Below are 14,217 nucleotides of genomic sequence, written 5' to 3' on the forward strand. Positions count from 1 at the left end.
CCGCGGATACGCTGGGCAAACACGCATCGGACCTCCCCGTCGCGAGAGACGGGTGCCCGGATGCAGAACGGCCTGGACCGCGCCTGTCCCGAAACATACACGATTGTGCTCTGACGTACCATTTTGCCGAAAGGAAGGCATATGCATCCCCTGCAGGCCGGCGAGGCGGCTCCCGCCTTCGCCCTCCCTCTCGCCGATGGCGGCACGGTTCGGCTCGAGAATTTTCGCGGCCGCAAACTGGTGATCTTCTTCTACCCCAAGGCGGATACGCAGGCCTGCACCCGCGAAGCCATCGAGTTTTCAGCGGCAAAGGCGGATTTCGCCGCCGCCGGCGCGGACCTGCTCGGCATCTCGCACGATCCGGTGCGCAAGCAGCAGAAATTCGTGGCAAAGCACGGATTGACCACGCCAATCGCCTCCGACGAAAGCCTCGACATGCTCAACGCCTATGGCGTGTGGGGGGAAAAACAGATGTATGGCCGCACCTATCTCGGCATCGAGCGCACGACCTTGCTGATCGACGCCAAGGGTATCATCGCCCGCGTCTGGTCGAAGGTGAGGGTGGCGGACCACGTCGCCGAGGTGCTGGCGGCGACGCGCGCCCTTGCCTAGTGGCAGTCGTGGATTTCATCCAAGCGGAATTCGGAGCTTCAGCCGGAGGCTGACGTCTTGAAAAACGAAGTGCCTGCCGGCAGGCAGTGTCAGCCAGAGGCTGACGCTCCAGGTTTCCCGCGCCTTCAGGAAACAAACGCAGCCGTGATGCCAAAGGCACATTCGGTCCATTCCCTGCATGAATGGATCGATGAATTATCGCAATGCCCGCACGGAAGGCTGGCTCTTGCGGCCCCCTCGCCCTACGATGTGACGGTGACATGACGAGATCCCGATGAACAGACCGCTCGGCCCGATCCGCAGGGCTTCCGCCTGCCCGCATGATTGCCCCTCGACCTGCGCCCTCGAGATCGAGGTGCTCGACCGCAACACCATGGGGCGGGTCTATGGCGCCGCCGACAACAGCTTCACCAAGGGCGTGATCTGCGCCAAGGTCGCACGCTATGCCGAGCGTGTGCACCACAAGGACCGCCTGCTTCATCCCCTGATGCGTACCGGGCCGAAGGGGTCGGGCCAATATAGACGCATCAGCTGGGACGAGGCGCTCGATCGCACCGCCGAGGCGATGCTGGCCGCCGAGCGCGATTTCGGGGCCGAAAGCGTCTGGCCCTATTACTATGCCGGCACCATGGGCCTGGTGATGCGCGACGGCATCAACCGCCTGCGGAATGCCAAGCGTTATTCGGGCCAGTATTCCACCATCTGCACTTCGCTGTCCTGGTCGGGCTATCTCGCCGGCCATGGCCGCATGACGGGTACCGATCCGCGCGAGATGGCCCATTCCGATTGCATCGTGCTCTGGGGCACCAATGCGGTGGTGACGCAGGTCAATGTGATGACCCATGCCGCCTCCGCCCGCAAGAAACGCGGCACCAAGATCGTGGCCGTCGACGTCTACGACAACGCCACCATGCAGCAGGCGGACGTCAAGATCATCCTCAAGCCGGGCACGGACGGGGCTCTGGCCTGCGCCCTCATGCATGTGCTGTTCCGCGACGGCCATGCCGACCGGGCTTATCTCGCCAAATTCGCCGATCATCCGCCGGAGTTCGAGGCTCATCTCGCCAGCCGCACGCCGCAATGGGCTTCCGACATCACCGGCGTACCGGTGGCCGATATCGAGGCCCTGGCCAAACTGCTGGGCGAACGGCCCCGTACCTTCTTCCGCCTCGGCTATGGCTTTGCGCGCTCGCGCAACGGCGCGACCTCGATGCATGCGGTCAGCGCCATTCCCGTGGTGATGGGCGCCTGGCAATATGAGGGCGGCGGCGCGCTGCACTCCAATTCCGGCATGTTCGGCTGGCGCAAGACGCTGATCGAGGGCCTGGACGTGCGCGATCCAAAGGTGCGCGAGCTCGACCAGACGCGTATCGGCCCCATCCTCACCGGCGAGACGCAAGCGCTGTGCGGCGGCGGCCCGGTGAAGATGCTCCTGATCCAGAACACCAATCCGATGTCGGTCGCCCCCGACCAGGACAAGGTGAAGCAGGGCTTTGCCCGCGAGGACCTCTTCACCGTGGTGCATGAGCAGGTGATGACGGATACCGCCCGCATGGCCGACATCATCCTGCCGGCCACCATGTTCGTCGAGCATGACGACGTCTACCAGGGCGGCGGGCAGCAGCACATCCTGCTCGGCCCCAAGCTGATCGAGCCGCCGGGCGAATGCCGCAACAATCACGAGGTGATCAGCGCGATCGCCAAGCGCGTCGGCGCCGAGCATCCCGCTTTTGCCATGGATCCGCGCGAATTGATCGACCGCACCCTGCAGGCCTCGAACCGCGGCACGCTGGCCGAGCTCGAGGAAAAGCGCTGGCTCGACGTGCAGCAGCCCTTTGAGGATGCCCATTTCCTGAAAGGATTCGGCTGGCCGGACGGCAAGTTCCGCCTCAAGGCCGACTGGCCGGGGAATCCCTATGCGGCGCCCGCCAAGTTCGGGCCGGTGCACGACATGCCCGCCTTCCCCGATTATTGGACGGCGATCGAGCTGGCCGACGAGGTCTTCCCCTTCCGCCTGACCACCAGTCCGGCCCGGAACTTTCTCAACTCGAGCTTCACGGAAACCCCGACCTCGCTCGCCAAGGAAGAACGGCCCGATGTGCTGATCCATCCCGACGATGCCGAGGCCCACGGCATCGAGGATGGCGACAAGGTCGAGCTCGAAAGCCCGCGCGGCAAGGTAAGGCTGCATGCCAAGCTCTTCGAGGGCTTGCGCCGCGGCGTACTGGTGGCCGAGTCGATCTGGCCGAACAGCGCCTATGAGGACGGCAAGGGCATCAACACCCTCACCGGCGCCGATGCCCCGGCGCCGGTTGGCGGCGGTGCCTTCCACGACAACAAGGTGGCGATCCGCAAGCTTCCGGCGACCGCGGCCCAGGCATGACTCACGAGGAATACAACGCCTTCTGCGGTTCTCTCCCGGCCACCAGCCATGTGGTGCAATGGGGCGGAGCCCATGTCTGGAAGGTCGGCGGCAAGGTCTTCGCCGTCGGCAGCCAGCAGAACGGCGAGCCCCGCTACACCTTCAAGGTGAGCGAGATCTCCTATGAGGTGCTCAAGGAACAGCCCGGCCTACGCCCCGCCCCCTATCTCGCCTCGCGCGGCATGAAGTGGATCCAGCATTATGCCGAGCCGGGCCTGAGTGACGACGAGCTGCGCGACTATCTGCGCCAGTCGCATTTCATCGTCTCGCGGGGCCTGTCGAAAAAGATGCGGGCGGAGCTCGGCCTGCCAGGCTAGAGCTACAATCATGGTCCTGTTGCTCGACCGTCATTGCGAGCGGAGCGAAGCAATCCAGCTGGTGCCATGCGTGAAAGACTGGATTGCTTCGCTCTGCTCGCAATGACGAAGGGAGCCACCACGAGGTTGGAACTGCGACCATAGCGCCAAAGCGCCTTGTGATCGATGGAACCACCAATTGTCGCGGGAACTCGTCACAACGCGGGCTTGGAGCCAGCCTCCCCGACTCCCGAGAACAACTATGCGTCCTTTTTTCACAAGCCCGGAGGCTTGCGGTTTTCAGGACCACCGGCCCATCATCCGCTGCCACAAGAAGGTCTCATCGTGCCGATCGGGCCCGGAACAGGAGCAGTGACTTGACGGACATCATCTTTCGTACCGGCGAAGCCACCGTGCTCGCCAAGGAAGGCCAATACACGGATGCCATGCCGGAGGTGCTGATCGGCTCCGTTGACGGACCGGTCGGCCACGGCTTCGCCGCCATGCTTGGCCAGACGGTCGGCCATACCCGCATGTTCGTGGTGCGCGACCTCAACCAACTCGTCCGTCCCGCCACCATGATGACGACGAAGGTGACGATCCATAACGCCGCCTATGTCGAGCTTCTCGGCGGCGTCGTTCAGGGAGCGACCGGCGACGCAATCGTCGACTGCGTCATCGAGGGCGTGCTGCCGAAGGATCAAACGGACAAGATCTGCATCATCATCACGATCTGGCTCGATCCGCGCTGCCCGGGGGACCCCAACCTCGACAAGGCCGACCTCTATCGCACCAACTACGAGGCGACCAAGCTCGCCATCCGCCGCGCCATGACCGGCGAGCCCACGATCGACGAATTGATCGCCAACCGGAAGACCATAAAACACTACGCGCTCGACGGCGTCGTCGAGTATTGAGCCGATATGAAGCTCATCCACCCGATTTCGGAAGGAGCCGCTAAGGCGTTTTCCAGAAAAGTTGATAGACTTTTCGATTAAGAAAACGTGTCAAAGCAAAGAGTTAGAGAAAAATGGCAATTCGAAGAAAAGCCATTTTGCTCTAGCTGGTCATCAGGCTGTTATCTCCTTCCCGCCACCTGCAGTGGCCGGGGATGACTATTTCGGTTCATTGATGCTCAACGGGCTCCGAAGGAGCCGGCCGGTCCAGCCACCGACTCCTTCCCTTTGACAGGCTTCATGGCCGAAAGCACCATACGCGCCATCCTACCGTTTCCGACGATGCACGTGAAAGGAGCCGGTCATGGCCGTCGATCGCAGCCACAAGCACATGCTGGGCAACCACGCCCTGCATCCCGAAACCCTGATGCTGGGCTATGGCTATGATCCGGCCCTGTCGGAAGGCTCGGTGAAGCCGCCTGTCTTCCTCACCTCCACCTTCGTGTTTCAGTCGGCCGAGGAGGGGCGCGACTTCTTCGACTATACCTCGGGGCGGCGCACGCCGCCCGCCGGCAGCGCGGCGGGGCTGGTCTATTCCCGTTTCAATCATCCCAATACCGAGATCGTCGAAGACCGCCTCGCCATCTATGAAGGCGGCGAAGCGGGCCTGCTGTTCTCCTCCGGCATGGCCGCGATCTCCATGGCGGTGCTGGCCTATGCCCGCCCCGGCGATGTCGTGCTGCACAGCCAGCCGCTCTATGGCGGCACCGAAACGCTGCTCGCCCGCACCCTCGCCGATTTCGGCATCGGGCACACCGGCTTCATCGACGGCCTCCATGCCGACTCGATCAGCCAGGCGGCCGACCAGGCGATGGTGGCGGGCCGCGTCAGCGTCATCCTGATCGAGACCCCGTCCAATCCGGTCAACACGCTGGTCGACTTCTCCCTCGTGAGTGCCGCCGCCGATCGCATTGCCGAAATGCAGGGCACCCGGCCGGTGATCATCTGCGACAACACGCTGCTGGGTCCGCTCTTCCAGCGGCCCCTCGGCCATGGCGTCGATATCGTGGTCTATTCGGCCACCAAATATATCGGCGGCCACAGCGACCTCATCGCCGGCGCGGCCATCGGCAGCAAAACGGCGTTGAAGCCGGTGCGCGCCCTGCGCAGCGCCGTCGGCACCCAGCTCGATCCCCATACCTGCTGGATGCTCGGCCGTTCGCTGGAAACCCTGTCGCTGCGCATGCAGGCGGCCGCGCGCAATGCCGTCACCGTCGCCGACTTCCTGGCCGCCCATACCGGTGTCGCCGCCGTGCATGCCCTGCATGCGCTGCCGGAGGATAGCCCGGCGCGCCGGGTGTTCGAACGGCAATGCACCGGCGCGGGTTCGACCTTCTCCATCGAGATCAAGGGCGGCCAGGCCGAGGCCTTCCGCCTGCTCAACGCCCTGAAAGTGTTCAAGCTCGCCGTCAGCCTGGGCGGTACCGAGTCCCTCGCCAGCCATCCCGCCTCGACCACCCATTCGGGGGTTCCGGCGGAGCTGAGGGCCCAACTCGGCGTGACGGACGCCACCATCCGGCTCAGCGTCGGCATCGAGAATGCCGAGGACCTGATCGCCGACCTCGCCCAGGCCCTGGAGGCCTGAGCGGGAACCTTGCCGAGACGGGTGGCGTCAATCGTAGAAATGCGGGGCCTGTCTGAAACCAGCCCAGGCCTCGGGATCATGGCCCGGCACCACGCTCGCCCCCACCCTGTCGGCAAGGAAACGCAGCTTGCGCACCGAGCGCGCGACATCGCTGGCCGAGGTCATCAGTCCCGGCAGCGCCTTCTCGTTCCAATGATCCCAGCTATACGCCGCATCGATCGCCAGCAGGAACGGGCCGCTGTTGGGAAGATCAACCATTACGGATTGATGGCCGGGCGAATGGCCCGGGGTGAACAGGAGGCGGATGGCGCCATCGCCGTAAAGATCGAAATCGTCCGTCGCCTTGCCCTCCAGAAATTGCCAGGCGAGGCCCGGCCGATCGAAATCCCGGCGGGCGTAGGCTGCGGCGGCAAACCAGTCCGGCGTGAAGGCATATTCGTATTCTCGGCGCTGCACGACATGGGTGGCGTTCGGAAAGCGCCCGATCGCGCCGCTATGATCCGAATGCAGGTGCGAGAGCAGCACGAAGCGGATATCGCCAGGCCGGATGCCCAGAGCTTCGAGCTGGGCGACGCAGCCTTGTTCCGGCCTCATCACCGGGCGGAAGACCTCGGCGCTGCCGCCCCAATAGGCCTTGGGATCGGCAAGGCCCTCGACCGCCAGGCCTCCGTCGATCAGCACCGCGCCCTCCGGATGCGTCACCAGGAACCACGGAACCGGGATCTCGTAATCGGCGCCCTCCCCCTGGTTCATCTTGATGTGGTGCAGCTTGCAGCGCTGAGTGCCGGACTGAAACATATACAATCGTAGACTAGACATTCGAACCTCCGACTGCCCACCTGCTCTGTGCGAGGCGGGCTAGGCTGGCGCCGGCCTTGCCGGAAACAGTGAAAGAGATATCGGGCATGGCAGCTCCTCCAACAGGGATAGCGCCTGTATGGAGCGAAGCTTTCATTCTGAAAAGCAGGAAGATATGCTGATATCCATCGGAAAAACGGATGGATAGATGCGCCCCTTCGATCTCGATCTCCTGCAGACCCTCGTCGCCATCGCCGAGACCGGCAGCCTGTCGGCCGCGGCGCCTCGGGTGCATCGCTCGCAATCAGCCGTCAGCGAGCAGATCCGCAAACTCGAGCAGCATTGTGGCGTGCCGCTGCTGGTGCGCGGCAAGCTCGGCGCCAGCCTCACGCCAGCCGGCGAGCGCCTGGTCGTGCATGCCCGCCGGATGCTGGCGCTCAGCGAGGAAGCTTTTCGCGACGTGCTGGGCAGGCCGCTGGCCGGCGACCTGCGCCTGGCCATCACCGATTATTTCCGCCCGGCGACGATCACGCTCCTGCTCAAGCGCCTGCGTGAGCGCTACCCGCAGCTCAGGCTGCATGTCGCCACCCGCCAGAGCCTGATGATCGAGAGCCGCCTGGACTTCGACATCGGCCTGTCCATGCGTCTTCTCGACGACGACGCCACCCCCGACGAGAATGGCCGCATCCGGCTCGGCCGCGAGCCGCTGTCCTGGGTGGCTTCCCCCGCCCTCGAGCTCGATGCGGCCCGGCGCCTCCCGCTTGTCGTGCTTCCGGAAGCCTGTGCCTTGCAGCGCCTGATCATCCGCACACTCAACCAGAGCGCTATCGACTATGAGATCGCCCATTCGGCTGCCGGGGTCGCCGGCCTCCATCTGGCGCTCGCCGCCGGCCTGGGCGTGGCCTGCCTCAACCGTTCCGCCATACCCGCAGGCATGGCCATTCTCGATACCGGTCTCGGTCTGCCGGCCATGCCCGACATCGAATTCTCCATCCTGCCGCCTCAACCCGGCGAATCCGCCCTGGTGGCGGAAGTCCGTCATGTGCTGGCGAGGGAGCTTGCCTGATCTCCGCGCCGTATTCCGGACGCGAAAAGGGCGGCCCTTCGGGAAAGGCCGCCCTCGCAGCATCGCTTACAGGGTGGAGGCGCCCTACTTCTGCGCCCCCGGCCCGAAGGACTGGCCATTCACCGTGACCTTGCGGGCGAGACTGTCGAAGTCGATGTCCCAGGTCAGCCGGCCGTCCGGCCCGGTCTTAGCGAGGCCCTTGAGGAAGGCGATGCCCATGGCCGCACGCTGAGGCCCGGGACCGGCGGTACCGGCCTTGCCGAGAGCCGCGGCGATCTCATCCAGATTGGAGGCGGAGACCGTCGCCTTGCCCTGCTGGGCGGGCAGCAGCGAGCTTTCTCCCTTCCCTTTCACGTCGTAGGCGGGAGCGGTGAGCGTCTGGTCGAAGGCGAGCTTGGGCTGGCCCGCCAGGAGCAACGGCATCAGCGCCGCCTGGAGAGCACCCGGCTGAGCCGGTTTGGCATCGGTGCCGACTTCGATCGCCTTGCCGGCAATCGTCTCGAGATCGAGGCCGGTCAGGTTGATGTCGAGCGTCGCCTTGTCCGGCACCACAGCCTTGGCCCAGTCGGGCACCATGCCGTCCGGCAGGACCAGGCCGTTCATGGCCAGGTTCAGGCCGACATTGCCTGTCTTCACCAGGCCATTCGAGGCTAGATTGGTATCCACCGTGGCAATCTTGATGATGCCCTTGGGCGTCCCCACCGTCAGATTGTCATAGCGGATCTGCGCGGCCAGTGTCTTCCACAGCGGCAACATGGCTTTCAGCTTGGCCCGCGCCTGCTCCTGGGCCGCCTTGCCATTGTCCCCCGCCTTGCGGGCCGTGAAATAGGCCAGGGCCTGCATGAATTGCTGGCTGCTGAAGCCATTGGCCGCAAAGGTCTCGTGTATGCGGTCGGCGCGCAGCACCATCGGCGGCGCCGGATTGGCCGGATCCTTCACGGTAACCGTCTCGACGAGATCCAGCAGGTCCCCCGTCATGTTCAGGTCCGACTTGCCGGCCTCTCCGACTTTGCCGGTCAAGGCGAAATCGATCTTTCCGAGGCTGGCGTCGATATCCTCGATCGGCGAACGCATGGTGAAGACGGCCGACTCGCAGCTCATGCTCTGGTCGGCGAACTGCACGGCCTTGAGGTCGAAGACGCCCTTTCCGGTGCAATTCTTCAGCCGCTGGACCAGCTCGCTCTGCGGCCCGGCCTTTCCTGATTTATAGGTGAAATCGAGCGAAGGCGTCGTTTGCTCGAAGACGTATTTGCCATCGGCCTCGGGCTTCACGTGTCCCGTGAACGGACCGAAGCTGAACTGGGCACCGTCCGCTGGCAAGCCGAGCTTGCTGCTGCTGACATCATAGGTGAGGTCATAGCCGTCGCCATTGGGCTTGATCGTGAGAATGCCCTTCTCGAACACTTTCGGGCCGAAATAACGGGTAATCTCGTCACGGATCGCCTTGGCGCCCTGCTCGGTGGCCGGCTCTGCCATGGCTTGCGACGAGGCCAGCCCTACAAGCGCCACGCCAGCCAGCACGACCCGGCGACGAACGCCGCATTTACGCTCAGATTGCATCAAGAAAGCCATAAAATACCCGGTCTGCTCAATGGAAGATCCCCAGCTCCCTATGCCACAAGCGGAAGCAGGCCGCCTGTGAATTTTTTCTGCAGGGCCTCGCAGGGGAGCCCGGTCGATGCTCCTCTCACGTCCAGTTTACAATTCCTCCAACCAACTGACATGCCCCTGTCATGTCGGTGGCCAAGAAGGAGCGCATTTCAAGCCGGAGAGTCGCCATGCGCTTCATCGAAAAACCCTTGTCCCGCCGCCGCTTCCTGACCGCAACCGCCGCAACCGGCCTGCTCGGGGCCGCGGGCACCTTCGCCATGCCGGGCGTCTCCCGCGCTGCCGACCGCCCCGAGGTAACGGCCGGCCTGCAGTCCGGCGACGTCGCCGGCGAAAGGGCCGTGCTGTGGTCGCGCACCGACAGACCGGCCAACGCGATCTTCGAATGGTCGACAACCGAGAGCTTCAAGACGGTGAACCGGCTGCCGACGGTGACCGCCTCTCCCGAGACAGACTACACCGTGAAGATCCTGGCCGAAGGCTTGCCGGCGGACCAGGAGATCTTCTACCGCGTGCGCTTCCAGGACCTCGCCCATACCAGCGTCGAGAGCGAGCTGGTCACCGGGCATCTGCGTTCGGCCCCGGCCGGACTGCGTGACGTCTCCTTCGTCTGGTCCGGCGACACGGCCGGCCAGGGCTGGGGCATCGACGTCGATCGCGGCGGCATGAAGATCTATTCGGCCATGCTCAAGCACAACCCCGACTTCTTCATCCATTCCGGGGACAACATCTATGCCGACGGCGTGATCAAGCCCGAGGTGAAGCTGCCCGACGGCACCATCTGGAAGAACATCGTCACGCCGGAAAAGTCGAAGGTCGCCGAGACTCTCGATGAGTTCCGCGGACAGTACAAATACAACCTCATGGACAAGAACTTCCGCGCGCTCTACCAGCAGGTTCCGGTCTTCACCCAGTGGGACGACCATGAGGTGACCAACAACTGGTCCTCCTCCAAGGACCTGCTCAACGACGAGCGCTACAAGGAAAAGTCGATCGCGGCCCTGGCGGCGCGCGCCGCGCAGGCCTTCCACGAATATATGCCGATCGCCACCACGCTGGCCGAGCCGCGCCGGGTCTATCGCAAGATTCCCTATGGCCCGCTGCTCGACGTCTTCATGCTCGACATGCGCACCTATCGCGGTCCAAACGGCGCCAATCTGCAGACCACCGAGGGCGGGGAAGCCGCCTTCCTCGGCACCGAGCAACTCGCCTGGCTCAAGCGCGAGCTCGCCAATTCCAGGGCGACCTGGAAGGTGATCGCCGCCGACATGCCGCTCGCTCTGGTGGTTTGGGACAAGGCCGATCAGAAGAAGGGCTTCGAGGCCGTCTCCAACAATGAGAACGGCAAGCCGCTCGGTCGCGAGCTCGAATTCGCCGATCTCCTGCGCTTTATCAAGGCAGCCGGCGTGAAGAACACGGTATGGCTCACCGCCGACGTCCACTACACCGCCGCCCATTACTACAACCCGGACAAGGCGGCCTTCCAGGACTTTGACCCCTTCTGGGAATTCGTCTCCGGCCCGCTGCATTCGGGCACGTTCGGACCGGCCGATCTCGACAATACGTTCGGCCCCGAGCTGAAATATGTGAAGGCGCCCGGGCCCGACAAGCAGAACCTGTCCCCCGCCGCCGGCCTGCAATTCTTCGGCCATGTCGCCATCGCCGCCGACACGCGGGTGATGACCGTCACCCTGCGCGACGCGGCGGATGCGGCGCTCTGGTCGACGCAGATCGAGCCGAAGCTGGGCTAAGGCAAAAACCCTTCTCCCCTTGCGGGAGAAGGTGGCATTGCGCAGCAAAGACGGATGAGGGGTGTTGGCGCATGCCTTTCAAGGGTGCGTTTCTCCCCTCATCCGCCCCTTCGGGGCACCTTCTCCCACAAGGGGAGAAGGCTTTCATGTCTCACCCCCGCGCGTAGAGATCGCGATAGGTCGTCTGCAGCACGTTCTTCTGAACCTTGCCCATGGTGTTGCGCGGCAATTCTTCGACGAAGAGCACGCGCTTGGGCTGTTTGAACTTGGCCAGGCGGCCCTCCAGGGTCTGGAGGATCGTTCGTTCCTCCACCGTGCTGCCGGGCTTGCGCACCACGATGGCCGTCACCCCCTCGCCGAAATCGGCATGCGGCACGCCGATGACGGCGCTCTCGAACACACCGGGGATGCCGTCGATCTCCGTCTCCACTTCCTTGGGATAGACGTTGTAGCCCCCGGTGATCACCAGGTCCTTGCCGCGTCCGACGATATGGACATAGCCGCGATCATCGATCTTGCCGAGATCGCCGGTGATGAAGAAGCCGTCGGGCCGGAATTCCGCCTTGGTCTTCTCCGGCATGCGCCAATAGCCCTTGAACACATTGGGGCCCTTCACCTCGATCATGCCGATCTCCCCTTGCGGCAGGGCTTCACCCGTCTCGGGCTGCACGATGCGCAGGGAGATGCCCGGCAGCGGCATGCCGACGGCGCCGGCCACGCGCGCCCCGTCATAGGGGTTGGAGGTGATCATGTTGGTTTCGGTCATGCCATAGCGCTCGAGAATCGCGTGGCCGGTGCGCGCCTTCCATTGCTCATGCGTCTCGGACAGCAAGGGCGCGGATCCCGACACGAACAGACGCATATGGGCGGTCGTCTCGGCCGTGAGGCCCGCCTGCTGCAGGAGGCGCACATAGAAGGTCGGCACACCCATCATGCAGGTGGCGCCGGGCAGATGGCGCAGCACCTCCGCCGCATCGAAGCGCGGCAGGAAAATCAGCGAGGAGCCCGCCATCAGCGTGGTGTTGATCGCCACGAACAGGCCATGCGTGTGGAAGATCGGCAGGGCATGCAGCAGCACGTCCGTCTGGCTGAAGCGCCAATAATCGGCGAGAGTGAGGGCGTTGGACGCCAAGTTGCCATGCGTCAACATCGCTCCCTTCGAGCGTCCTGTGGTGCCGGAGGTGTAGAGCAGCGCCGCCAGGTCGTCTTCGCCGCGCGTGACCTCGTCGAAGCTCTCCGGTGCGGCTTTCGCCACCTCGGCGAGCGAGCCGTCGCCAAGGCTTCCGAGGGTCGCGACGGCAGCACCGAGCCGGGTACCGATCTCGCCGAGTTCATCCGCCTTTTCCGGCGCGCAGACCAGGAGGCGCGGCTCGGCATCGCCGACGAAATAATCGAGTTCGGCCTTGGTATAGGCGGTGTTGAGGGGCACGAACACCGCGCCGGCGCGCAGGCAGGCAAGATAGAGAAACACCGCCTGCGGGCTCTTCTCGACCTGGACGACCACACGATCGCCGGTCTCGACCCCATAGCCGCGCAGGGCGTTGGCGTAGCGGCCCGACCAGGCAAGCACGGCGCCATAGTCGAAGCCGCTGCCATCGGCGAGGGTCAGGAAGGGTTTTCCCGCTTCCGGCATGCGGGAACGGATCAGGCTGAAGAGATGGTTCGACACGCAAGTTTCCTCAAGAAGTGGAACGAGGCCGCTGGGCTGCATCGGCGCTGCGGGCGGGCGGCGGCAAAGCCGGCACGGCCGCCTTGCGACGCGCCGGCTGCGTCTCTGCGGTTTTCAGCAGCTTGCGCACAGCCGGGCTGGCGGCGATCACGCCCTGATTGGCGAAGGCCTCATGATTGGCTTCGATGGCGTCCAGATCGTAGAGATAATTGACCATGAGGCCGCCGGCCTGACGCAACCCGTTCGCCGAGACGTCGCCCCGCCAGTTGATGCGCTCGAGGCGGGCGCCATTGCCGAGATGGAACCGAGCCACCGGGTCGATCGGCGCACCCGACGGGGTCTTGGCCACCAGGAAATAATGGGCGGCGGCGGCCAGCTGCGCCTCGCGCACGGCTTCGGTCGGCCCGGTGCCGCCCTGTTCGGCCGGCTGGAACAGCCCCTCCAGCACCGAGAGGTCGGCAACGCCGGGAATATGCGCATCCTTCTTGGCGAGTTCGCGCTTTAGCCAGCCCATGAAGCCGGGAACCGGCGACAAAGTCACGAAGGTCTTCAGCTTCGGCAGGTCGCGCCGGAGTTCCTCGACCACCTGCTTGATCAGGAGATTGCCGAAGGAGACGCGGCGCAGGCCGGTCTGGCAATTGGAGATCGAATAGAACACCGCGGTGGTCGCATCCTCGGCCCGGATCGGCTTGCGTTCGAGAGCGAGCAGCGGCGCGATCGTCGCCGGTATGTCCTGCGTCAGGGCCACCTCGACGAACACCAGCGGCTCGTCGGCCATCTGGGGATGGAAGAAGGCAAAACAGCGCCGATCCGAAGGCTCCAGCCGGCTGCGCAGATCCTCCCAGCTATGGATGGTGTGAACGGCCTCATATTGGATGATCTTGGCCAGGATGTTCGCAGGTGTCGTCCAGTCGATCCGCTTCAGCATCAGGAAGCCCCGGTTGAACCAGGACGAGAAGAGATGGGCGAGATCCGCATCAAGGGCCTCCAGCTTCGCATTGCCCGGCAGGTCGGCGAGCACGTCCTCGCGCAGCCGCACCAGGGCGGCCGTGCCGCCGGCGGGGCGGTTGAGCCTGCGGAAGAGCTCCTGGCGCCTCGGTTCGGCGGCGGCGTTGAGCTCGGCCATGGTCCGTGGGGACTTGTCCTGGAGATAGGCCTCGATTGCCGCATCCAGGCGAGACTGGTCGGGGCCGAAGCCATCGGCCAGCGCCGCCAGATGGCGGCGCCGGTGTTCGTCATCGGCTGCGGCATAGGCATCGAGCCATTGTTGCGCCAAAGCGACGCCGGAAACCTCGCCCCGGCCGGTCAGCAGCGCATTGCTGAGGGCCAGCAGATCCGCCGGCCGCTCCTGGGACGAGGGCCGTTCGAGGCCGATGAGGCCCCTCCCCCGTTCGGCGACCGCTTCCAGGAATTCCTGCAGGAAGTTTCTGCTCATCGCTGTTCACCATACCCTG

General features: G+C 64.5%; 11 protein-coding genes. 7 read left to right on the forward strand and 4 right to left on the reverse strand.

Annotation, left to right across the window (positions count from 1 at the left end; translation table 11 throughout):
• The first annotated feature begins 141 nt into the window (after positions 1–141).
• From J8I29_RS07395 to J8I29_RS07415, 5 genes are all read left to right on the forward strand, one after another.
• Positions 142–612, forward strand: a complete 471-nt coding sequence (locus J8I29_RS07395) for a peroxiredoxin (RefSeq protein ID WP_209431148.1) — start codon at positions 142–144, stop codon at positions 610–612.
• Positions 613–886: 274 nt separating this feature from the next.
• On the forward strand, positions 887–2,995 hold the full coding sequence (locus tag J8I29_RS07400) for a molybdopterin oxidoreductase family protein (RefSeq protein WP_209431149.1): 2,109 nt from the start codon (positions 887–889) through the stop codon (positions 2,993–2,995).
• Positions 2,992–3,351: an MmcQ/YjbR family DNA-binding protein gene (locus tag J8I29_RS07405; RefSeq protein ID WP_209431150.1), complete on the forward strand. Its 360-nt coding sequence runs from the start codon at positions 2,992–2,994 to the stop codon at positions 3,349–3,351. Before J8I29_RS07400 ends, J8I29_RS07405 begins: the two co-directional genes overlap by 4 nt.
• A gap of 356 nt (positions 3,352–3,707) precedes the next feature.
• The gene (fae, locus tag J8I29_RS07410) at positions 3,708–4,247 is read left to right on the forward strand and encodes a formaldehyde-activating enzyme (RefSeq protein ID WP_105865156.1); all 540 of its coding nucleotides are present in this window, start codon (positions 3,708–3,710) and stop codon (positions 4,245–4,247) included.
• 343 nt (positions 4,248–4,590) lie between these two features.
• Entirely contained in the window at positions 4,591–5,871 is a 1,281-nt protein-coding gene (locus tag J8I29_RS07415; RefSeq protein WP_209431151.1) for a cystathionine gamma-synthase family protein, read from the forward strand.
• Positions 5,872–5,898: 27 nt separating this feature from the next.
• Here the strand turns inward: J8I29_RS07415 and attM are convergent, their stop codons facing one another.
• Positions 5,899–6,690 carry an N-acyl homoserine lactonase AttM gene (gene attM / locus J8I29_RS07420; protein WP_209431152.1) on the reverse strand — a complete coding sequence of 264 codons (792 nt, stop codon included), beginning with the start codon at positions 6,688–6,690 and terminating at the stop codon, positions 5,899–5,901.
• 187 nt (positions 6,691–6,877) lie between these two features.
• Between attM and J8I29_RS07425 the strand changes: the two genes are divergently transcribed.
• Positions 6,878–7,735 carry a LysR family transcriptional regulator gene (locus tag J8I29_RS07425; protein WP_209431153.1) on the forward strand — a complete coding sequence of 286 codons (858 nt, stop codon included), beginning with the start codon at positions 6,878–6,880 and terminating at the stop codon, positions 7,733–7,735.
• A gap of 84 nt (positions 7,736–7,819) precedes the next feature.
• Here J8I29_RS07425 and J8I29_RS07430 read toward each other — a convergent pair whose 3' ends face one another.
• Positions 7,820–9,295, reverse strand: a complete 1,476-nt coding sequence (locus tag J8I29_RS07430) for a hypothetical protein (protein ID WP_209431154.1) — start codon at positions 9,293–9,295, stop codon at positions 7,820–7,822.
• Positions 9,296–9,513: 218 nt separating this feature from the next.
• Here J8I29_RS07430 and J8I29_RS07435 point away from each other — a divergent pair, with 218 nt between their 5' ends.
• Entirely contained in the window at positions 9,514–11,094 is a 1,581-nt protein-coding gene (locus J8I29_RS07435; protein WP_209431155.1) for an alkaline phosphatase D family protein, read from the forward strand.
• A 151-nt stretch (positions 11,095–11,245) separates the two neighbouring features.
• Here J8I29_RS07435 and J8I29_RS07440 read toward each other — a convergent pair whose 3' ends face one another.
• Together J8I29_RS07440 and J8I29_RS07445 are read right to left on the reverse strand one after the other, a co-directional pair.
• Entirely contained in the window at positions 11,246–12,763 is a 1,518-nt protein-coding gene (locus J8I29_RS07440; protein WP_209431156.1) for a malonyl-CoA synthase, read from the reverse strand.
• 10 nt (positions 12,764–12,773) lie between these two features.
• Entirely contained in the window at positions 12,774–14,198 is a 1,425-nt protein-coding gene (locus J8I29_RS07445) for a malonyl-CoA decarboxylase (protein ID WP_209431157.1), read from the reverse strand.
• Positions 14,199–14,217 lie beyond the last annotated feature (19 nt).

This window comes from Labrys sp. LIt4, from assembly GCF_017813775.1.
Classification (GTDB): Bacteria; Pseudomonadota; Alphaproteobacteria; order Rhizobiales; family Labraceae; genus Labrys; species Labrys okinawensis_A.

Coding starts and splice junctions, on each gene's coding strand:
- J8I29_RS07395 (WP_209431148.1), top strand. CDS start 142: ATGCATCCCCTGCAGGCCGGCGAGGCGGCTCCCGCCTTCGCCCTCCCT.
- J8I29_RS07400 (WP_209431149.1), top strand. CDS start 887: ATGAACAGACCGCTCGGCCCGATCCGCAGGGCTTCCGCCTGCCCGCAT.
- J8I29_RS07405 (WP_209431150.1), top strand. CDS start 2,992: ATGACTCACGAGGAATACAACGCCTTCTGCGGTTCTCTCCCGGCCACC.
- J8I29_RS07415 (WP_209431151.1), top strand. CDS start 4,591: ATGGCCGTCGATCGCAGCCACAAGCACATGCTGGGCAACCACGCCCTG.
- attM (WP_209431152.1), bottom strand. CDS start 6,690: ATGTCTAGTCTACGATTGTATATGTTTCAGTCCGGCACTCAGCGCTGC.
- J8I29_RS07425 (WP_209431153.1), top strand. CDS start 6,878: ATGCGCCCCTTCGATCTCGATCTCCTGCAGACCCTCGTCGCCATCGCC.
- J8I29_RS07430 (WP_209431154.1), bottom strand. CDS start 9,295: ATGCAATCTGAGCGTAAATGCGGCGTTCGTCGCCGGGTCGTGCTGGCT.
- J8I29_RS07435 (WP_209431155.1), top strand. CDS start 9,514: ATGCGCTTCATCGAAAAACCCTTGTCCCGCCGCCGCTTCCTGACCGCA.
- J8I29_RS07445 (WP_209431157.1), bottom strand. CDS start 14,198: ATGAGCAGAAACTTCCTGCAGGAATTCCTGGAAGCGGTCGCCGAACGG.